General features: G+C 69.0%; 16 protein-coding genes and 1 tRNA gene. 11 read left to right on the top strand and 6 right to left on the bottom strand.

Annotated elements, in window-relative coordinates; genetic code table 11:
• Positions 1 to 25: 25 nt before the first annotated feature.
• The 5 genes from AC5JJ2_RS08385 to AC5JJ2_RS08365 all read left to right on the top strand — a co-directional run bounded on the left by AC5JJ2_RS08385 (position 26) and on the right by AC5JJ2_RS08365 (position 6,943).
• Positions 26 to 499 (top strand): hypothetical protein, encoded by a 474-nt coding sequence (locus AC5JJ2_RS08385; RefSeq protein WP_495857525.1) that lies wholly within the window; start codon positions 26 to 28, stop codon positions 497 to 499.
• 80 nt (positions 500 to 579) lie between these two features.
• On the top strand, positions 580 to 813 hold the full coding sequence (locus AC5JJ2_RS08380; RefSeq protein ID WP_495857524.1) for a hypothetical protein: 234 nt from the start codon (positions 580 to 582) through the stop codon (positions 811 to 813).
• Between the two features lie 26 nt (positions 814 to 839).
• Positions 840 to 4,739, top strand: a complete 3,900-nt coding sequence (locus tag AC5JJ2_RS08375; protein ID WP_495857523.1) for a hypothetical protein — start codon at positions 840 to 842, stop codon at positions 4,737 to 4,739.
• 146 nt (positions 4,740 to 4,885) lie between these two features.
• Positions 4,886 to 5,683 carry a hypothetical protein gene (locus AC5JJ2_RS08370; RefSeq protein WP_495857522.1) on the top strand — a complete coding sequence of 266 codons (798 nt, stop codon included), beginning with the start codon at positions 4,886 to 4,888 and terminating at the stop codon, positions 5,681 to 5,683.
• A 159-nt stretch (positions 5,684 to 5,842) separates the two neighbouring features.
• Complete coding sequence (locus AC5JJ2_RS08365; protein ID WP_495857521.1) at positions 5,843 to 6,943, top strand: prenyltransferase/squalene oxidase repeat-containing protein; 1,101 nt, start codon at positions 5,843 to 5,845, stop codon at positions 6,941 to 6,943.
• A gap of 70 nt (positions 6,944 to 7,013) precedes the next feature.
• Here AC5JJ2_RS08365 and AC5JJ2_RS08360 read toward each other — a convergent pair.
• Positions 7,014 to 7,087: transfer RNA gene (locus AC5JJ2_RS08360), tRNA-Val, on the bottom strand.
• 308 nt (positions 7,088 to 7,395) lie between these two features.
• Here AC5JJ2_RS08360 and AC5JJ2_RS08355 point away from each other — a divergent pair.
• From AC5JJ2_RS08355 to AC5JJ2_RS08345, 3 genes are all read left to right on the top strand, one after another.
• Positions 7,396 to 7,902: a hypothetical protein gene (locus tag AC5JJ2_RS08355; protein WP_495857520.1), complete on the top strand. Its 507-nt coding sequence runs from the start codon at positions 7,396 to 7,398 to the stop codon at positions 7,900 to 7,902.
• A gap of 131 nt (positions 7,903 to 8,033) precedes the next feature.
• Positions 8,034 to 8,660, top strand: a complete 627-nt coding sequence (locus tag AC5JJ2_RS08350; RefSeq protein WP_495857519.1) for a GNAT family N-acetyltransferase — start codon at positions 8,034 to 8,036, stop codon at positions 8,658 to 8,660.
• Complete coding sequence (locus tag AC5JJ2_RS08345) at positions 8,657 to 8,881, top strand: hypothetical protein (RefSeq protein WP_495857518.1); 225 nt, start codon at positions 8,657 to 8,659, stop codon at positions 8,879 to 8,881. The genes AC5JJ2_RS08350 and AC5JJ2_RS08345 overlap by 4 nt, the downstream gene beginning before the upstream one ends.
• A 13-nt stretch (positions 8,882 to 8,894) precedes the next feature.
• Here the strand turns inward: AC5JJ2_RS08345 and AC5JJ2_RS08340 are convergent, their stop codons facing one another.
• Positions 8,895 to 10,685, bottom strand: coding sequence for a sulfatase-like hydrolase/transferase (locus AC5JJ2_RS08340; RefSeq protein ID WP_495857517.1), 1,791 nt, complete (start codon positions 10,683 to 10,685; stop codon positions 8,895 to 8,897).
• A 137-nt stretch (positions 10,686 to 10,822) separates the two neighbouring features.
• Between AC5JJ2_RS08340 and AC5JJ2_RS08335 the strand changes: the two genes are divergently transcribed.
• Together AC5JJ2_RS08335 and AC5JJ2_RS08330 are read left to right on the top strand one after the other, a co-directional pair.
• The gene (locus AC5JJ2_RS08335) at positions 10,823 to 12,133 is read left to right on the top strand and encodes a dicarboxylate/amino acid:cation symporter (RefSeq protein WP_495857516.1); all 1,311 of its coding nucleotides are present in this window, start codon (positions 10,823 to 10,825) and stop codon (positions 12,131 to 12,133) included.
• 107 nt (positions 12,134 to 12,240) lie between these two features.
• Complete coding sequence (locus tag AC5JJ2_RS08330; RefSeq protein WP_495857515.1) at positions 12,241 to 12,615, top strand: hypothetical protein; 375 nt, start codon at positions 12,241 to 12,243, stop codon at positions 12,613 to 12,615.
• 34 nt (positions 12,616 to 12,649) lie between these two features.
• On the opposite strand, the gene AC5JJ2_RS08325 is transcribed toward AC5JJ2_RS08330, so the two are convergent.
• Genes AC5JJ2_RS08325 through prpB form a run of 3 tightly spaced genes read right to left on the bottom strand, consistent with a single transcriptional unit; the run spans position 12,650 to position 16,160 of the window.
• Positions 12,650 to 14,089: a bifunctional 2-methylcitrate dehydratase/aconitate hydratase gene (locus tag AC5JJ2_RS08325; RefSeq protein ID WP_495857514.1), complete on the bottom strand. Its 1,440-nt coding sequence runs from the start codon at positions 14,087 to 14,089 to the stop codon at positions 12,650 to 12,652.
• Positions 14,090 to 14,145: 56 nt separating this feature from the next.
• Entirely contained in the window at positions 14,146 to 15,288 is a 1,143-nt protein-coding gene (gene prpC, locus AC5JJ2_RS08320) for a bifunctional 2-methylcitrate synthase/citrate synthase (protein ID WP_495857513.1), read from the bottom strand.
• Positions 15,285 to 16,160, bottom strand: a complete 876-nt coding sequence (gene prpB, locus AC5JJ2_RS08315; protein WP_495857512.1) for a methylisocitrate lyase — start codon at positions 16,158 to 16,160, stop codon at positions 15,285 to 15,287. The genes prpC and prpB overlap by 4 nt, the downstream gene beginning before the upstream one ends.
• 77 nt (positions 16,161 to 16,237) lie before the next feature.
• Between prpB and AC5JJ2_RS08310 the strand changes: the two genes are divergently transcribed.
• Positions 16,238 to 17,131, top strand: a complete 894-nt coding sequence (locus AC5JJ2_RS08310; RefSeq protein WP_495857511.1) for an Fpg/Nei family DNA glycosylase — start codon at positions 16,238 to 16,240, stop codon at positions 17,129 to 17,131.
• On the opposite strand, the gene glgX is transcribed toward AC5JJ2_RS08310, so the two are convergent.
• Complete coding sequence (gene glgX, locus AC5JJ2_RS08305) at positions 17,128 to 19,308, bottom strand: glycogen debranching protein GlgX (RefSeq protein WP_495857510.1); 2,181 nt, start codon at positions 19,306 to 19,308, stop codon at positions 17,128 to 17,130. The genes AC5JJ2_RS08310 and glgX overlap by 4 nt on opposite strands.
• Positions 19,309 to 19,543 lie beyond the last annotated feature (235 nt).

Genomic DNA, 19,543 nt, shown 5'->3' with positions numbered 1-19,543 from the left:
GGCCGGTCCGCCGAGGAATGATCCCATGTCGCGTCGCACGTTCCTGTTGGCCGCCGGGTCGCTCGCGGCCGTTTCGTCGCTGCCCCGGAGTCTCCACGCGGGCGAGAACGAGGCCCCACTGACTGCCGCGGACCGCCGCCGGTTGGAGAAGTCCGGGCCGGCGGCCACGAAGATGTTCATCGCGGCGTTGCGGACGCGGTTCACCGCCGACACCGCCGACGAGTTGCGGGAGTACATCGACCCGCGCTACCTCAAGGCGCACGAGCTGCAGGAAGGCAACTTCCCGGTCCGCACGGTCTTGACGAACAACATCTTCGACAACCAGTTGTCGGCCGACCCGCGGACGGCCCTCATCGTGGCCCTAACCGAGACGGCAGCGAAGGAAGTCTTCCTGTTCCGGCTGACGGTCCTCGACGACGCGGCGTACATCTTGCCGCTCGCCGAGCCGGACAAGACAACTGGGGCGTTCGACCCGTGGATTCTGCGGGCAAAGGTGTAGGTGTGTGCAAGATCGGTTTTTGCGGAAATAGGTGCGGCGGTTATGATGACCGGAGACCTCCGTTCCAACCGGGAGTGATGATGAAAGCCGATCTGTTCAACACGAGTTTGGCCGCCCTCAAGAGGCGGCAACCGTTTCACCCGTTCACAGTGGTGTTGGTCAACGGCGACCGGTTTGAGGTTGATCATCCGGACGCACTGCTGGCCCGGCACGGCAAGGGTGTAATCGTGGGTCCGAATGGCGTGTTGGCCATCTTCGATCACGAAGGAGTCGCGGAAATCATCGATGATCTGAAATCCGCGATCAGTCCCTGAGCTTGCCCTTCCCAGCGGAGCCACCCATGTCGTTCGTCCTCCGGCCGCCGGATGAAGTCGTCCCGCTGACGCAGCGGCTCCGCGGCATCGGCCGGACCCGCAGATTCGCCCTGGTCGCCGCCGGGATGCTCACCCTCGTCGCCGCCGTCGGCGTCGCGCTCGCGGTGATGGGCACGCTCGACGCATGGCTGCACCTCGCCAGTGGCGTCCGCGCCGTGGGCCTGCTCGCGATCCTCGGTCTCGCCGGAACGATGTACGTCCGCAACGTGCGGCGGCCGTCGCAAGAATCCGTCGAGCCGGTCGCCGTCGCGCAGTTCATCGAGGCGAAGTTCCCCGAGTTCAACGACGTGCTCGCCAGCGCCGCCTCGTTCGAGGGGAGCGACGACGGCCGCACGGCCGCGAAGTTCCGCCGGGCCGCCGTCCGCCGGGCCGAGCGGATGACCAACCGTCATGACCTCGCCGGCGTCGTCCCGACCGGCCGCGTCTGGCGCTCGCTCGCCGCCGCCCTCGGCACAATCCTGCTGCTCGGCATCTTGATTCTCCCGGACGTGGGCCGGGCCGGCGTCGCGGCCGTGCGGCTGTTCGACCCGTTCGGCGACCACCCGTGGCCGCCGAAGACGCGGATCGAACTCACCGGCCCGCCGGTGCTACTCGCGAAGGGCGACCCGTACCCGGTGCGGTTCGTCGTCCGCGGCGTCCCCCCGGCCGACGCCGTGCTGTCCGTGAAGCTCGTCGGCGGGCAGCCGAACGAGGAACGCCTCCCGCTCGTCCGCGAGAACGAGGCGGGGGCCGTGGTCACCCACACGCTGCTGCCGGACCGGGTGACCCGCGACTTCGAGTTCCGCGTCACCGCGAACGACGCCGACACCGGCTGGCACGCGGTGACGGTCGCCGCCCCGCCGCGGCTGACGCTCCTCGACGGCCGGCCGTCGCCGCAGGTCAAGCTGACGTACCAGCCGTACACGAACCAGCGACCGACGGAGCTGCCGGACGGCTCCGGCGGGATCGAGACGGTCAGCGGCACGCGCGTCACGTTGAAGGCCGCGGCCGACCGGCGGATCGTGCGGGCCGTCCTCCGCTACGAGGGCGACCTCGCCGCCGTCCGGGTCGCGAACGACCTCGCCTGCCTCGCCGGGACGAACCCGCTGCTCGCGCCGGTCGCGCCGATGGTGAGCGAACACTTCGCCACTGACATCCCGGTGTCAGTGAACGGCCCGGACGGCCGGTTCCTCTCGGCCGATTTCGACCCGCCGCTGTCCGGCCTCTATTCGCTGCGGTTCACCGACGAGGCGGGCCTCACCGGCGTGCAGAAGCTGGACGTCCGCACGTTCCCGGACCCGGCCCCCGTCGTCGCGCTTATCCGGCCGACACCGAGCCTCGACACGCTGCTCCTCGTGCCGACGGCGACCGTCACCGTGCGGGCGCGGGCCGACGACCGGACCTACGCGGTGAAGAAGCTGTCCCTCGAATACCGCGTGAACGACGGGCCGTTCGTCGAAGTCCCACTCGCGGACGCGGCGGGCGTCGGCCTCGTCGTGCCGGGCGCGCGGCCGCAGCCGCCGGACCTCGAAGCCGGGCGGCCGTTCCCGCTCGCCGCGTTCCGCCGGCCGGACGGCAAGCCGCCGGCCGACGGCGACACGATCACCCTCCGCGCCGCCGCGACCGACTGGGACGACTACACGCTCGCGAAGCCGCCCGGCCGCAGCGGCGAGGTCGAAATTCGCGTGATGTCGGAAGAATCGCTGACGGCGTTCCTTCAAAAGGAACTCGCGGCGATGCGGCCGGAGCTGAGTCGCGCCACGGCCACGCAGAAGGAGGCGGCCGACAAGACGCAGCAGGCGAAGAAGGCGACGACGCCCGACGGCAAGCTGACGCCGCAAGGCCAGGACAAGCTGACGCAGGCGGAACAAGCGCAGCGGCAGGCGCGGAACCAACTCGCCGACCCGCGGGACGGCCTGCGGGCGAAGGCCGAGAAGCTCCGCGACACGGCGAAGGCGAACAACCTCCAGAAGTCCCCGGCTACGCAGCGGGCCGAGGCCGTCGCGCGGAACCTGGCCGACCTCGAAGACAAGCACCTCCCGGAGATCGAACAGCAACTTTCCGCCGCGAGGCTGGGCGACCCGAAGGCCGCGCCCGAGGCGCTCGCGAAGGCGGAGAAGAACCAACAGGCGGTCGTCGAGAAGCTGACGGCCGCGGCCGAGGAGTTGGAGCAGTGGGCGGCCGCGGCCGAGGTCCGCGGGGACGCCCGGCAGTTGAAGGACCAGGTCGCGAAGACGGCCGCCGAGGCGAAGCAGACGGCCGACCGGCTTCCCACCGGGCTGACGCCGGATCAGCTTCCCCCGCAGGACCGGGCCGCGCTCGAGAAGCTCGGCAGCAGCCTGGAGAAGGCGGCGGAGCAGGCCGGGAAGCTGATCTCGAAGGCCGACCGCGTGGCCGAGGAGAAGCGGTCCGAGGCCGCGGCCGCGCAGAAGGCGGCGGACGCGAAGGCGGCCGAAGCACAACAAGCCGCGGCCGACGCGAAGGCGAAGCCCGACGGGTCCGCGGAGCAGAAGGCGGCCGACGCGAAGGCGAACGCGCTCGCGGCGGAGGCGGCGGCACTCAAGGACGCGGCCGCAAAGGCGACGGCCGAGGCCGACACGCTGGAGAAGGCGGCGAAGGACGCCGGCCGGCAGGCCATTGCGGACGATCTGAGAAAGGCGGCCGAGGCGCAGAAGAACAACCGGTCCGGCGAGGCCGCGGCGAACGCGAAGTCCGCGACGGACCGGCTTCAAAAGATGACCGACGAGCTGAGCGAGCGGAAGGACGACGTGGACGAGCTGGCGAAGAAGCGGAAGGACGCCGCGAACCGCGTCGATCAACTCGCCGACCGGCAGGACGAACTCGCGAAGAAGGCGAACCAGGCCAACGAGATGCCGGACGGGGACGTGAAGGCTGACGCCATGCAAAAGCTCGCGGCCGAGCAGGAACAGCTCCGCAAGGAGACGGAACAGCTTTCCCGCAAGCTCGACCGCGAGGGCGCGACCGACGCGGCGGAACAGCTCCGCCGCGCCGCGAAGGAGATGGAGCAAGCCCGCGATCAGCTCGCCGAGGGGCAGGACCCGAAGGCGAAGCCGGACGAGGCGCTGGAACGGCTCGAAGAGGCGAAGCAGGAGTTGGAGAAGCCGCATCCCGAACAGAAAGACCAACTCGACCGCGAGCAGCGCGAGGAATTCCTTCAACAGTTCAAGACGTTCCTCGAAAAGCAGACGGCGGCCGTCGCGGAGTCCGAGCGGCTGACGAAGGCGGCGGTGCAGGCCAAGAAGTGGGAACGGCCGTTGCAGGCGAGTCTGTCATCACTCGGCGACCGCGAGAAGGCGCTGGCGAAGGAGGTCCGCAAGTTCGCGGACGACAAGACGAAGGAGGCAAAGGTCTTCGACACGATGCTCCGGCAGGCGGCCGACCAGATGGACAAGGCGGCCGAGCGGGTCGCCGAGCGGAAGGCGGACGTGGTCCTCGCGGACCCGGCCGCGTTCGACGCCGAGTCCGAGACGGCGGCCGACGAGACGACCCGACGGCCGATGCGGGCGGCGCTGCGGCGGCTGGAGCAGATCGTCAACTCGCTGAAGGAAGACGAAAAGAAGAAAGGCGGCGCGCAGCCGATGCCGATGGGCGGCGGGGCCGGCCAGCCGATGCCAATGGCCGGCGGCGGGCCGATGGGGCCGCGGGGCATCCCGCCGCTGGCGCAGCTGAAGGCCCTCCGCGACTGGCAGGCCGAAACTAACGAGCGGACGGCCGCGTTCGCGAAAGACCACCCGGACCGCGAGAAGCTGACCGACGACGACAAGGACGAGCTGCAAGAGATCGAGCAGGCCCAGAAGGACATCGCCGGATTGCTCGACGAGATTCTGCCGCTGCTTCAGGAACAACTCGGAGGCGGACCGCCGTGAACGACCATAGTAGTAGGCACACTCCGTGTGCCGTCTCGCGGAATCGAGTCTTCGAGATTCCGCGGAACCTGTCCGCGGGAGGAGGCTCTCGCGGGGTCTCGAAGACTCGCCCCCGCGGACGGCACACGGAGTGTGCCTACTACTATGTGCGCGCCGCGGCATTCGCCCTGCTCGCACTGGCGGTTTCAGCCGACACCGCTTCCGCCGTCGTGCCGCCGATCCCGCCGGTGATCGTGGTCCCGGCCGCGCCGGACGAGAAGCCGGACGGCGACGAGCCGGACGACGTGGCGAAGCTGGCCGACCGCATCGGCAAGAACGCGAAGGGCGTCACCGAGAAGCTCGGCGAGCAGGACACCGGCGACGCCACCCGCCGCGACCAGCAAAAATTGAAGCAGGATTTGGACAAGCTCATCGACCTGCTCCAGAACCAACCGCCGCCGCCGATGAGCAACGACTCGTCGCAGCAACCGCCGCCGCCGAGCGGCGGGGGCGGCATGGGCAACAAGGGCGGTAACCCGCCGCCGATGGGCGGCGGGAGCGGGCAGCAGAAGCCGATGGGCGGGTCGCGGCGGTCCGGCAGCGGCCGGAAGCAGGAGGGCCAGCCGATGCCGATGGGCGGCACGGGGGACAAGCAACCGATGCCGATGGGGAACAAGGGCGAGCAGCCGATGCCGGCGGGGGCGAAGCCGGACGACAAGGGCCAGCCGATGAACGCTCAGCCGACGGGCGACAAGGGCGGCGACGCCGCGGGCACGGGCGGGAAGGCGACGCCGACGCTGCCGCTGGCGGAGACGATCGCGAAGGACTTCTGGGGCCACCTGCCGGAAGTCCCGCGGCAGCGGATGATGCAGTTCTTCAAGGAGCAGTACAACTCCCGGTACAAGGACCTGCTACCCGATTACTTCTCGACGCTCGCCGAGAAGGAAAAGAAGGGGAAGAAGTGACCCAGCGAATCGCGTCGCCGCGGCCGGGCATGACCTGCCCCCCCGTGACCTCGAAGGCGTTCTTCTCTTGTTCCCTCCCCCCTTGGGGGGGAGGGAACAAAGCCAAAACCGTTCGACGAGCACGGCCGTCCGCTCCTTCGTCTCGCCGGGAGGATTGCCGTGACCGCCCCCCGCCTCACCCGCCGCCAACTGCTGCGGACCGCCGCCCTCGGCGCGACCGGCGGGGCGGCCGCGCTCGTCGGCCACGCCCAGGACAACGCCGGCGTCGCGGACGACCTCGTCACCAGCGACGCCCAGGCCGCCATCGACCGCGGGCTGGCGTACCTCCACCGGTTCCAGGCCAACGACGGGTCGTTCGGCGACGGGGCCGGGCCGAACGCGGCCATCACCGGCCTCGCGGCCCTCGCCCTCATGTCCGGAGGCCACCACCCCGGCCGCGGGCAGTACGGCCGGGCCGTCGGCCGGGCGATGGACTACCTCGTCAACCGCGGGCTAGCGAACACTCCTGTCGGCTACCTGAATTCCGGCGAGACCGGGTTCGGGCACGGCGGCGGCATGTACCAGCACGGGTTCGCCGCCCTGTTCCTGGCCGAAGTCTACGGCATGTTGCCCGACCCGGCCCGCCTCAAGCGGCTCCGCGACGCCTTCGAAAAAGCGATCCGGCTCATCATCGACTCGCAGAACAAGCTCGGCGGCTGGCGGTACGACCCGCGGCCGAGCGAGGCCGACGTGTCCGTCACGGTCGCGCAGCTCATGGCCCTTCGCGCCGCCCGGAACGCCGGCCTGTTCGTGCCGAAGTCCACGGCGGACGCGGCCGTCACGTACATCAAGGCGTGCCAACTCCAGGACGGCGGGTTCTGCTACATCCGCGGCCAGGAGCAGCTCGGCAGCGCCTTCGCCCGGTCGGCGGCGGCCGTCGTCGGCCTCTTCTCCGCCGGCGTCTACGACGGCGACACGATCGCCCGCGGGCTGAAGTACCTGATGAAGTTCGTGCCGAACCAGCGGGGCAACCGCGACTTCTTCACCGAGCGGTACTTCTATTACGCCCACTACTACGCCGCGCTCGCGATGTGGACGGCCGGCGGGACGTACTGGGCCGAGTGGTTCCCGGCGATCCGCGACGAGCTGCTGACGCGGTTGCGGCAGGCCGGCAACCAGGGGAACTGGCACGACCAGAGCCACGGGTCCGTGTACGCCACCGCGATGGCGTGCATCATCCTGCAGCTGCCGAACAACTACCTGCCGATCCTGCAGAAGTAGCGGACCGGCGGCCTCGCGGCGGAAACAAAAAACCCCGCAAGTGGTTACACTTGCGGGGTTTCCGTTCGAGTGGGCGCTACTGGACTTGAACCAGTGACCCCTACAATGTCAATGTAGTACTCTAGCCAACTGAGCTAAGCGCCCGAGTAGCCTTTATTAGCCGGTCGGCCGCCAACGTCAAGTCCTCGGTCCCGCCGGCCGTCCCGCGATTCGCGTTTCCCCCCTCGGCCGTCGGGCCGCCCTCAGGTAGAATCCACACATCGCCACCCGGCCGTTAAGCCCCGTTGACGCGCGACGGCCGACGTTCCCAGGGAATGCAGACGATCCCGACAGCCGGTCTGAAATTTCGAGTCGCGGTCGGAATACTACCTTGCGGGCCGCCCGCAGTCTCGGCATAATCCCTAGCACGCGGAAGTTCGCGTGTTCCCGCAATTTTATCGCCTGGGTTAGCCATGCCTGAACACCCCGACGAGGACATCTTCCTCATCAGCGGCCGACTCCGTCCCGATGTCGTGGACGACGCCACCGCCCAGGCGCTCCGGGAGGCGCTGAGCTTCACCCGGTCCACGAACTGGGACAGCGTCCGGACGCCGCACCTGTTCATGGGCCTGCTGGCCTGCCCCGACCCGGGCGTGGCCGCGTGGTCGTCCCGGCTCGGGGCGGACACGAACAAGCTGCTCGACCAGTTCCGCGACCTGTTCTACCAGGAGGCGGAGCCGGTCCCGCCGCTGCTGCTCAACCGCGAGTTCTTCTCGGACAACGTGCTTCGGCTGCTCCGCGACGCGAGCGGCCGCGCCCGCGACTACGGCCGCACGACGATGACGCAGATGGACCTGCTCATCACGATGTTCAGCACGCCGAACAGCATCGTGGCGGAGTGCTTTGAACGCATCGGCGTGACGGCGGCGCACCTGACGGAAACGGCCGTCGCCGCGGAGCGGGAAGTGCTGATGGGGTGAGGATGGCCGCGCGGTCGGACGGAGGGCCGAGAGTCGCTTGCCGGGCAAGGACTCCCGGCCTCTTTTTTGCCTAACCCTGCGTGTGTCGAACTGTCGGGTGGTTTGAACCCGCCTCGGTCGGAGTCGTCGCCGTGTCAACCCTTCGCCCAACGACCCGCACCTCCGAAGTGAAAGACTCGGCCACCCGAACGTGGGTGCAGGCCCTGGTCGTCCGCGACCTGCCGGCCGCCGAGGTCGATTCGGTCGAGAAGTCCTGGAAGCCCCACCGTCAGCGGCTCGCCCAGGCCCGGCGGGCCGCCGGCCGCCACCCCGAACACGCGCACTGGGACTGGACGGGGAAGACGGAACTCGATCTGGTCGAGCGGTGGCGGTTCGTTGCCGTCCGGTGCGACCAGTCCGTGGAAGGGCTGATGGCGGCGCGGACCAAGCCCAAGGCCGGCCGCCTCGCCCCCGGTCCGATCCTCTACGTGGACTTCGTTGAAGTCGCCCCGTGGAACAGCCGGACGTTGACGGACACGCCCCGATTTCAAGGCGTTGGGGCATTACTGATCCAGGAAGCCGTTGCCATCAGCGTCGAGATGGGTTGGGACGGGCGGCTCGGCCTGTCCGCCCTGCCGCAGGCCCAGGGCTTCTACGCCCGACTGGGGATGACGTTGATCGACGACGCGGACCCGGATTACAGCGACCTCGCCTACTTCGAGTTCGAGCCGTCGGCCGCTAAAATGCTCCTGACACGGCCCCGAGGAGGTAAGCCATGACAAAGGACGAATTCCGGAAGCTCCAGGAAGACGAAGCGACTTTCCCCTCGGTTGCCGCCGGCGGGTGGCCGTGGCGGAAGTTCGTGCCGGGTCGGGCACTCGACTCCGACTTACCCGCGGCCGAACAGCCGTCGCCCGCCGAGCCGAAGCCGGCGGCCAAGCCGCGGGCGAAGAAGAAAGCGCCGGCCCGACCCGCCAAGCAGTCGCCCGCCTCCTCGTGACGGACAGGCACGCTCACTTCGCGGGCTTCAATACCACCTGCCGCACGTCCATGACGGCCGCCTTCGCCTTCTTCGTGGGGCGAATCTCCAGCGCGTGCTTGCCGGCCTTGTCGATCGTCACGGTCCCGATCACCCGCGGCTTGAACGCCTGGAACCCGCCGGTGTCCTCGACCGTGAACGCCAGCTTCTGATCGCCGACGACCACCGAGACCTCGCTCCCGCCCTGCCCGGTGCCACACCCTTGCAGCACCTCGACGGCGAACGTGCCGGGCTTGGTGACGGTGAACTCCCACGACGCCCAGTCCTCGACGCGGCCCCAATAGCCGAGCGTGTTCTTGTGCGGCAGCGGCTCGTACCGCAACTGCGTGCCGTGGACCTCGGCCGTGCGGGCCGGGAGCGTGACCGTGCCGTCCGCGGCCTGCGGGTTCGGCACGAAGGCCGGGTTCGGCGTCGGCATCTTCGCGCCGACCGCCTGCCGCCACGCGGCCAGCTTCTCGGCCAGCCGCTTTGCCACGTCCGGCTTCTCCTCGATGAGGTTCTTGCCTTCGCCGACGGTCAGGTCGAAGAGTTCGCGGCGGCCGTCCTCGTAGAACTCGATCAGCTTGAAGTTCCCGTCGCGGACCGCGCCGCCGGGCTTGCCGCCCTGGTTCGCGTAGTGCGGGTAGTGCCAGTAGAGGTCATCGCGGTCCGGCGGGCCGCTGCCTGCGAGCGTCTTCGTCACGCTCACGCCGTCGAGCCTCTCCGGGACCGGTACGCCGCACAACTCACAGATCGTCGGCACGAAGTCCTGGCTGCTGACCGGCGTGGCGTCCGTGCGGCCGCCCTTGACGCCGGGGCCGCGGACGATCAGCGGGACGCGGACGCCGCCTTCGTAGAGGAAGCCCTTCCCCTCGCGGAGCGGGCCGTTGTACGTCGGCGGCGTGCCCGTGCCCTCGATGGTCGCCAGCCCGCCGTTGTCGCTCGTGAAGACGACGAGCGTGTTGTCCGCCAGCTTCTCGTCGTCCAGCACCTTCAGGACGCGGCCGACGCCCTCGTCGAGCGATTCCAGCATCGCCGCGTAGGTCGGGTGCGACTGCTTGCCGAGGGTCGGGTTGTTCGCGTACTTCTTGACGACCTCCGGCTTCGCCCGCATCGGCGTGTGGACGGCGTAGTGCGGCAGGTACAGGAAGAACGGCTTATCCTTGTTCGCGCGGATGAACTTCTCGGCCTCGGCGGTGAGGCGGTCGGTCAGGTACTCACCGTCGGGGGCCGTCTCCAGGCCGGGCATGAACCGGTCTTTGCCGTTCGTGGTTCGCTTGAACGGGGCGAAGTAGCTGAGCGTCGTGCCGATGTCGTCGCCGCCGACGTTCACGTCGAACCCATGCCTTGTCGGCTCAAACCCGGCCCCGCCGAGGTGCCACTTGCCGACGAGCGCGGTCGCGTACCCGGCGGTCTTTAGCCGTTCCGCGAGGGTGACCTCTTCCAGCGGCAGCTGGTTGACGAGCGGCGGCCGCTTCAACTTTTGGTCCGGGCGGTCGGGCCGGCCGGGGAGCCAGTCGGTGATGCCGAGGCGGGCCGGGTACTTGCCGGTGAGCAGCGCCGCCCGCGTCGGCGAGCAGACCGGGCACGCGGCGTACCCGTGGGTGAACCGGACGCCCTGTTTGGCGAATGCGTCCAGGTGCGGCGTCTTGTGGAACGTGCTGCCGTAGCAGCCGAGGTCCGCGCCGCCGAGGTCGTCGGCAAGAATCAGGACGACGTTGGGTTTCGCGAAGACGGGGCCGGCGGCGAGCGCGAGAACGGCCGCGGCGAGGAGGCGGGGGAACATGCGGGAGGCTCCGGGAGGGTGGCGGGTGTTATACGCCGCGGCGGCCGAACCGACGGGACCGTGCCGACGGCCCCGGATACAACACTGTGGACCCGCGACCGTCGCGACGCGGTTCCCCACAACCCCTGGTGCCGCCGATGCTGTCCCGCCTCTGGAACCTCTCGCTGACGCAGTGGATTCTCATCTCGATGGTCCTCGGCACGCTGGTCGGCTGGCTCTTCCCGGAATCCTCCCAGCTGCTCAAACCCCTCTCCACCATATTCCTGCGGATGATTAAATCCCTCATCGCGCCCCTCATCTTCGCCACGCTCGTCGTCGGCATCGCCGGGCACGGGGACGACATGAAGCGGATCGGCCGGCTCGCCCTCAAGTCGCTCATCTACTTCGAGATCGTCACCACCCTCGCGCTGTTCATTGGCCTGGCCGCCGTCAACCTCACGAAGCCCGGCGTCGGCGTCAGCCTCAACCTGCCGGCCGACAAGGGGAAGGAGTTCGCCGGGAAGCAGACGACGCTCGCGAACGTCTTGGAGCACATCGTCCCCAGCAGCGTGTTCGAGGCGGCGGCCCAGAACGAGGTGCTGCAGATCGTCTTCTGGTCGATCCTGTTCGCCGTCGCGCTGACGCAGGTGCGGGGCCGGTCCCGCGAGGCGATGCTCGTCGGGCTGAACGCCCTGGCGGACGTGATGTTCAAGTTCACCGGGATCGTCATGAAGTACGCCCCGGTCGGGATTGGGGCGGCCATCGCCGTCACCGTCGGGCACAGCGGGCTGCAGATCCTGCTCAACCTGCTCGCGCTCATCCTGACGCTCTACGGGGCGCTGGTCGTGTTCATGCTGTTCGTGCTGCTGCCGGTGGCGCTGATCGCCCGCGTGCCGCTGCGGAAGTTCGGGAAGGCGGTGAAGGAGCCGGCCCTGATCGCGTTCTCGACGACGTCGTCCGAGGCGGCGCTGCCGAAGGCGATGCTCGCGATGCAGGCCATCGGCGTGCCGAAGCGGATCGTGGCGTTCGTCATGCCGACCGGGTACTCGTTCAACCTGGACGGCACGACGCTCTACCTGGCGGTGGCGTCGATCTTCGCGGCCCAGGCGGCCGGGGTTTCCCTGACGTGGGAGCAGCAGCTCGTGATGATGCTGACGCTCATGCTGACGAGCAAGGGCGTGGCCGCCGTGCCGCGGGCGTCGCTGGTGATCCTGTCCGGGACGCTGTTGTCGTTCGGGCTGCCGTTGGAGGCGGTGGCCGTCATCCTCGGCGTGGACGAGCTGATGGACATGGCCCGGACGACGGTGAACCTGGTCGGCAACTGCCTGGCGACGGTCGTGATGGCCCGATGGGAGGGGGAGTTCGACGACGCCGCGACCGGCGTGCTGCCGGAGGACGCCGCCCCGCCGGAGCCGGTTCCGTCTGTGACATCTGAAGCGGACGGGAAAGTCGGTTTGCCCGGCCACTAGGTTTTGAACTCGCCGCGCCGCGTGGTATGGCTTGAGTAAATGCCGAACTTGGCCGATGAAAGATTCATCGACGGCATTTCACTTCGGTCTTCCAAGAGGTACGTGACATGGCGGAAAACGAAACACCGGCCGCGCCGGCGGCCGACACCGCGTCCGGGCTGGGCGTGGTCGGCGGGGCGGCGGCCGGGGCCGCGGCCGGGTCGCTGCTCGGCCCGATCGGGGCGGCGGTCGGGGCCGTGGTCGGCGGGGCGGTCGCGGCGAACGCCGACGAGGTCAAGGCGGCGGTGAAGAAGGTCGCCAAGAAGCCGGCGGTCAAGAAGCCGATCGCGAAGGCGAAGGCGGCCGTGAAGAAGGTCGCCGCGAAGGCGAAGAAGCCGGTCGCCAAGGCGAAGGCCGCGGTGAAGAAGGTGGCGACGAAGGCGAAGGCAGCCGTGAAGAAGGCCGCGCCGAAGAAGAAGCCTGCCGCGAAGAAAAAGAAGTGACCCGGTTAGCGTGCGACCCAACGGGTCGCACGGGTTATACCACGAACAACTCCATCAGCCGCGTCACCGGCGTCGCCTCAAGCCGCCGCTGATCGGCAAACAGTTCCAGGATCGCGTCCGCCGGGCGTGGCGCGATCCGCCCCCGCAGGTTCGCCTCGAACTTCGCCAGCAGCACGGGGATGCCCTCCTGCCGCCGGCGGGCGTGGCCGAGCGGGTACTCGACCGACACGCGGTCCGTCGCCGTGCCGTCGCGGAACTCGACGCGCACCGCGTTGCCGATCGACCGCTTCGCCGGGTCGAGGTAGTCGCGGGTGAAGTCCTTGTTCTCGACCACTTCCATCTTCTCGCGCAGCCGGTCGATCCGCGGGTCGGCGGCGGCCGCGTCCTCGTAATCCTGGGCCGTGAGCGCCCCCTTCAACAGCCCCACGGCCGTCATGTACTGCAAGCAGTGGTCGCGGTCCGCGAAGTTCGCCAGCGGGCCAGTCTTGTCAATGATCCGCTTCCCGCCCTCCTGCGTCTCGATCAGGACGCGCGAAATTTGATCGAGCCGGTCGGCGACCTGCGGGTGCAGCGTGATCGCCGCCTCCACCGCCGTCTGCGCGTGGAACTCGGCGGGGAAGGAGATCTTGAACAGGACGTGCTCCATCACGTACGTACCGAACCCCTGGGCCGGGACGCGGACCGGCTGCTTGCGGAACAGCACGTCCTGGAACCCCCAGCCGGCGGCGGTCAGCGCGCCGGGGTAGCCCATCTCCCCCTTGAGCGCGAACAGGGCGTGCCGCACGGCCCGGCTCGTCGCGTCGCCGGCGGCCCAGCTCTTGCGCGACCCGGTGTTCGGCGCGTGCCGGTACGTCCGCAGCGCGCCGCCGTCGAGGAATGCGTTGGAAAGCGCGTTGATGATGTCCTCTCGATTTCCGCCGAGCAGCCGCGTGACGACGGCCGTGGACGCGATTCGCACGAGCAGGACGTGGTCGAGGCCGACGCGGTTGAACGCATTTTCGAGCGCCAGCACGCCCTGGATTTCGTGCGCCTGGATCATGGCGAGCAGCACGTCGCGGACGGTGACGGCCTGCCCGCCGCGGCCGAGGTAGTCGGCGACGGCGAGGATGCCGCCGAGGTTGTCCGACGGGTGGCCCCACTCGGCGGCGAGCCAGGTGTCGTTGAAGTCGAGCCAGCGGACCATCGCCCCGATGTTGAACGCCGCCTGCACCGGCTCGAGTTCGTGGCTCGTGCCGGGAACCCGCGCCCCGCGGCCGGGCATCGTCGCGCAGGGGACGGTCGGGCCGAGCAGCTTCGTACACGCCGGGTAGTTGAGCGCGAGCAGCCCACACCCGAGCGTGTCCGCGAGGCAGAGCCGGGCCGTGTCGAACGCGACCGGGCTGGTGATCCGATCCGTCGCGAGCGTGTAGTCGGCGATCTGCTGCAGGAGGGAATCGGCGGGCGGCCGCGTGGCGTTCGTGTGGTCGTGGCTCATGGAGTAGTTGATAGTTGGCAGTTGGTAGTTGTTAGTGAAAGGCGAGTATCCAGTACTTATCGCTGGTCGATCGGCACGAACGGCCGCGAGTCGGGGCCGGTGTAGTTCGCGCTCGGGCGGATGATCTTGTTGTCCGCCCGTTGCTCGAGGACGTGCGCCCCCCACCCGGCGGTGCGGGCCATCACGAACAGCGGCGTGAAGAACAGCACCGGCACACCGAGCCGGGCGTAGGACACGGCGCTGAACCAGTCGAGGTTGGGGAACATCCTCTTCTCGCGCCACATGACCGATTCGATCCGCTCGGCGACCTCGTACATCCGCGCGTGGCCGGCCTCGTCGGACAGTTCCTTCGCGATCCGCTTGATGACGACGTTCCGCGGGTCGGAGACGGTGTAGACCGGGTGGCCGAACCCGATGACGATCTCCTTCGCCGCGACCCGCCGCACGATGTCGGCCTCCGCCTCGTCCGGCGCGGCGTAGCGTTCCTGGATGACGGCCGCGACCTCGTTCGCCCCGCCGTGCTTCGGCCCGCGGAGCGCGCCGATCCCGCCGGCGATTGCGGAGTAGATGTCCGACCCCGTGCCGGCGATCACGCGGGCGGTGAACGTCGAGGCGTTGAACTCGTGTTCCGCGTACAGGATCAGCGAGGCGTGCATCGCTTTGACGTGCGACGCCGACGGCGGCTTGCCGTGCAGCAGGTGCAGGAAGTGCCCGCCGATGGAGTCGTCGTCGGTTCGCACGTCGATCCGCGTGCGGCCGGTCGTGAAGTGATGCCAGTAGAGGAGCATGGAGCCGAGGGACGCGAGCAGCTTGTCGAGAATGTTCCGGGCCGCCGCGGGCGAGAACGGCTCGCGTTCCGGCATGGCGCAGCCGAGGGCGGAGACGCCGGTGCGGAGCACGTCCATCGGGTGCGCGTGGGCCGGCAGCGCCTCCAGCACGGTCTTGACCGTTTCCGGCAAGTCACGGAGCGATTGCAGCTTCGCCTTGTACGCGGCCAGCTCGGTTCGGGTCGGCAGCTTCTCGTGGACGAGCAGGTGCGCGACCTCTTCGTACTCGCAGTTCGCGGCCAGGTCGAGGATGTCGTACCCGCGGTACTCGAGGTCGTTGCCGCTGCGGCCGACGGTGCAGAGGGCCGTGTTCCCGGCGACGACGCCGGACAGGGCGACGGACTTCTTCGGCTTGAACGTGGGTTCGCTCACGTCTGCTCCCTCGCGAACAGGGCGTCGAGCTTCTGCTCGTACTCGTGGTAGCGGAGAACGTCGTACAGTTCGGCCCGCGTCTGCATCGCGGCGACGACCCCGGCCTGCGTGCCGTGCGTGCGGATGGCGGCGTACACGGCCTCGGCCGCTTTCGCCATTGCGCGGAAGGCGCTCAACGGGTAGAGCACCAGGCCGACGCCCGCGGCTCCTAGTTCCTCGACCGTGAACAGCGGCGTCTTGCCGAACTCGGTGACGTTCGCCAGCACCGGCACGCGGACGGCCGCCGTGAACGCCCGGTACTCGTCGAGCGTCGTCAGGGCCTCGGCGAAGATCATGTCTGCCCCGGCTTCGACGTACCGTTGGGATCGCTCGACGGCCGCGTTCAGTCCCTCGCTGGCGTGGGCGTCGGTGCGGGCCATGACGACAAAGTCGTCCGCCCGCGCATCGACCGCCGCCTTGATCCGGTCGCACATCTCGGCCGCGGAGACGAGCGCCTTGCCCGGCCGGTGGCCGCACCGCTTCGCCTGCACCTGGTCTTCGAGGTGACAGCCGGCCGCGCCGGCGCGGGAGAGTTCCTTCACTGTCCGGGCGACGGAGAACGCCCCGCCCCAGCCGGTGTCCGCGTCCACGAGCAGCGGCAGCGGCGTCGCCTGCGTGATCCGGCGGGCGTCCTCACACACGTCGTTCAGGGACGTGACGCCGAGGTCCGGCAGCCCGAACGAGGCGTTCGCGACGCCGGCCCCGGACAGGTAGATCGCGCGGAACCCGGCCCGCTCCGCGAGCATCGCGGCGTAGGCGTTGACCGCGCCGACGACCTGCAACGGCCGGTCGGTTTCGACGAGCGAGCGGAAGCGTTGTCCCGGCGACGACATGGCGGCCCCGTGGGAAGCGTGCGGTTGTTGTATCCGCCATCGTTGACACCGGTTCCCGCGGGCGGGACAATTCCGCCATGCCGGAACTGCCCGACATCGTCGTGTACGTCGAGTGCCTCGACCGCCGGGTCGTCGGCCGGGAGCTGCGGGCCGTCCGCGTCTTCAACCCGTTCCTCGTCCGCACGTTCGACCCGTCGATTTCCGAGGCCGAAGGCAAGGCCGTCCGCGGCCTACGGCGGCTCGGCAAGCGGATCGTGTTCGAGCTTGACGGCAATCTCTTCCTCGTGCTGCACCTGATGATCGCGGGCCGGTTGCAGTGGAAGAACGCGGCCGAGAAGCCGCCCGGCCGCACCGGGCTGGCCGTGTTCGAGTTCGCGAGCGGGTGGCTCATCCTCACGGAAGCCGGGACGAAGCGGCGGGCGTCGCTGCACTTCGTCCGCGGCGAGGACGGGCTGAAGCAACACCAGCCCGGCGGCCTCGAAATCTTCGAGACGGACCTCGCAAGCTTCACGGCGGCGTTGCGAAGCGGGAACCACACGCTGAAGCGGTCGCTCACGAACCCGCGGCTGTTCAGCGGCATCGGCAACGCCTACTCGGACGAAATCCTCCACCGCGCGAAGCTCTCGCCGCTGACGTGGACCTCGCGGCTGACGGACGCGGAGTGCGAACGCCTGTTCGCCGCCACGCGGGAGACGATGCGACTTTGGATCGAGCGGTTCCGCGCGGAGGTCGGGGACGGGTTCCCGAAGAAGGTGACCGCCTTCCGGCCGGACATGGCCGTCCATGGGAAGTTCGGCCGACCGTGCCCCGTGTGCGGTACGGCGGTGCGGCGGATCGTGTACGCGGAGAACGAGACGAATTACTGTCCGCGGTGCCAGACCGGCGGCAAGGTGCTGGCCGACCGCGCCCTCTCGCGGCTGCTCAAGGGCGACTGGCCGAGTTCCGTCGAGGAATGGGAGGCCGGGCACTAACCCGCCTTCATCGCCTTCCGCAACAGTTCGGCCTGTACGGGCGTCACGGCCGGCACGTCCGGCGTCTCCAGGTACGTGCGGAACAGCGCCACCGACCGGTTCTCCAGCTCGTACACCGCCTGCGGCTCCAGCACCGTCGGCGGGGCGTCGTCGTTGGACGTGTCCAGGAGCCGCTCCCACTTGTGGTGCGGGTTCGTCGGCGGCAGCACGAACGGGATGCGGTTGTGGTCCGCGTTCAACAGCATCAACAGCGTGTCGCCGACGATCGGGTCGCCCTCCTCGTCCACCTCGCCGATCAGGTCGCCGGCCAGCCGCATCCCCAGGCACTTCACGAACCCGCCCCAGTCGGTGTCGGCCATGTCCTTGCCGTTCGGGGCGAACCACGACACGTCCGTGATCCCCGCTCCACGGATCGACCGGCCGTTGAAGAACGACCGCCGCTGCAACACCGCCTGCTCCCGCCGCAGCTGCGTCACCTTCTTCACGAACGCCAGAAACTTCTGCTGGTCCTCGGCGAGTTCCCAGTTCAGCCACGACAGCTCGTTGTCCTGGCAGTACGTGTTGTTGTTCCCGTTTTGCGTGTGGCCGAACTCGTCCCCGGCGAGCAGCATCGGCACGCCCTGGGACAGGATCAGCGTCGTCATGAAGTTCCGCTTCTGCCGCGCCCGCAGGGCGATGACCTCGGGATCGTCCGTCGGCCCCTCGTGGCCGCAGTTCCACGAGTCGTTGTTGTCCGCCCCGTCCCGGTTGCCCTCGCCGTTGGCGTCGTTGTGCTTGTGGTTGTAGCAGACGAGGTCCTTCAAACTGAACCCGTCGTGGCAGGTGATGAAGTTGACGCTCGCGTAGGGCTTGCGGCCGCTCCACTCGTACAAGTCCGGACTGCCGCAGAGGCGCGTCGCCAGCACGTTCGCGAGGCCGCCGTCCCCCTTCCAGAACCGCCGCACGTCGTCCCGGTACTTGCCGTTCCACTCCGTCCAGCCGGGCGGGAAGTTGCCGACCTGGTACCCGCCCGGCCCCACGTCCCACGGCTCGGCGATCAGCTTCACCTGGCTGAGGATCGGGTCCTGGTGGATGATGTCGAAGAACGCGCCGAGCTTGTTCACCTCGAACAGCTCGCGGGCCAGGGTGGACGCGAGGTCGAACCGGAACCCGTCCACGTGCATCTCCGTCACCCAGTACCGCAAGCTGTCCATGATGAGCTGCAGCACCTTCGGGTGCGTCATGTTCAGCGTGTTCCCGCACCCGGTGAAGTCCATGATGTACCGCGGGTCCTCGGGCGAGAGCCGGTAGTAGCTCGCGTTGTCGATCCCCCGCCACGACAGCGTCGGCCCCAGGTGGCTGCCCTCGGCCGTGTGGTTGTAGACCACGTCCAGGATGACCTCGATCCCGGCCCGGTGCAGGCTGCGGACCATCATCTTGAACTCGTGGACGGCCTCCAGGTTGTTACCGGGGGCGTCGTAGGTCGCCTGCGGGGCGAAGTAACTCAGCGTGTTGTACCCCCAGTAGTTCGACAGCCCCTTCTCGACGAGGTGGCGGTCGTTCAGGAAGTGGTGGACGGGCAGCAGTTCGACGGCCGTGACGTTCAGGTCCTTCAGGTGCTTGATCGCCGCCTCGGTCGCCAGCCCGGCGTAGGTCCCCCGCAGGTTCTCCGCGATGTCCGGGTGGCGCTTCGTGAACCCCTTGACGTGGACCTCGTAAATGATCGTCTTGTGCCACGGCGTCCGCAGCGGCTTGTCGTCGCCCCAGGTGAACGCCGTGTCCACGACCATCGCGAGCGGGGCGAACGCGGCCGAGTCGCGGGCGTCGAACGACAGGTCGTCCTGGCCGATCGTGTACCCGAACAGGCTGTCGTCCCACCGCACGTCCCGGCCGATGAGCTTCGCGTAGGGGTCCAGGACGACCTTGTTCGGGTTGAACCGGTGGCCGTTCGCCGGGTCGTAGGGGCCGTGGACGCGGTAGCCGTAGAGTTGGCCCGGCAGGATGTCCCCCAGGTAGCAGTGCCACACCTGGTCCGTGCGTTCCGGGAGCGGGATGGTGTGCGTCGCGGCGGTGGCGTCGGCGGAGTCGAACAGGCAGAGTTCGACCTTCGTGGCGCACTCGGAGAACAGGGCGAAGTTGACGCCGGCCCCGTCCCAGGTGGCTCCGAGCGGGTAAGGGCGGCCGGGTTTGATACGCATGGGGAGTCTCGTACGTGGGGTGGGCATCGCCCACCGGGGTCGGAGTATGTCGCGGTGGTCGGTGGGCGATGCCCACCCGACTAGCGCTTCAAGTCTTATTCGGTGGTAGCCGGGGTAGAGTCTTGTTCCCTCCCCCCTTGGGGGGGAGGGTTGGGGAGGGGGGTTGAGCGCGTCCCCGCAGAAGCGATTGCCCCGGAGGTCGGGGACTGGGGGGGGGCGGCCGCCCCCCCCCCCC

The sequence above is a fragment of the Limnoglobus sp. genome, from assembly GCF_059499385.1.
The sequence above is the reverse complement of the archived record's forward strand: the minus strand, read 5'-3'. Positions and strand labels throughout refer to the sequence as shown.

Bases quoted from the DNA above. Each gene is read 5' to 3' on its own strand.
- AC5JJ2_RS08385 (WP_495857525.1), top strand. From the start codon at position 26: ATGTCGCGTCGCACGTTCCTGTTGGCCGCCGGGTCGCTCGCGGCCGTT.
- AC5JJ2_RS08380 (WP_495857524.1), top strand. From the start codon at position 580: ATGAAAGCCGATCTGTTCAACACGAGTTTGGCCGCCCTCAAGAGGCGG.
- AC5JJ2_RS08375 (WP_495857523.1), top strand. From the start codon at position 840: ATGTCGTTCGTCCTCCGGCCGCCGGATGAAGTCGTCCCGCTGACGCAG.
- AC5JJ2_RS08355 (WP_495857520.1), top strand. From the start codon at position 7,396: ATGCCTGAACACCCCGACGAGGACATCTTCCTCATCAGCGGCCGACTC.
- AC5JJ2_RS08345 (WP_495857518.1), top strand. From the start codon at position 8,657: ATGACAAAGGACGAATTCCGGAAGCTCCAGGAAGACGAAGCGACTTTC.
- AC5JJ2_RS08340 (WP_495857517.1), bottom strand. From the start codon at position 10,685: ATGTTCCCCCGCCTCCTCGCCGCGGCCGTTCTCGCGCTCGCCGCCGGC.
- AC5JJ2_RS08335 (WP_495857516.1), top strand. From the start codon at position 10,823: ATGCTGTCCCGCCTCTGGAACCTCTCGCTGACGCAGTGGATTCTCATC.
- AC5JJ2_RS08330 (WP_495857515.1), top strand. From the start codon at position 12,241: ATGGCGGAAAACGAAACACCGGCCGCGCCGGCGGCCGACACCGCGTCC.
- AC5JJ2_RS08325 (WP_495857514.1), bottom strand. From the start codon at position 14,089: ATGAGCCACGACCACACGAACGCCACGCGGCCGCCCGCCGATTCCCTC.
- prpB (WP_495857512.1), bottom strand. From the start codon at position 16,160: ATGTCGTCGCCGGGACAACGCTTCCGCTCGCTCGTCGAAACCGACCGG.
- AC5JJ2_RS08310 (WP_495857511.1), top strand. From the start codon at position 16,238: ATGCCGGAACTGCCCGACATCGTCGTGTACGTCGAGTGCCTCGACCGC.
- glgX (WP_495857510.1), bottom strand. From the start codon at position 19,308: ATGCGTATCAAACCCGGCCGCCCTTACCCGCTCGGAGCCACCTGGGAC.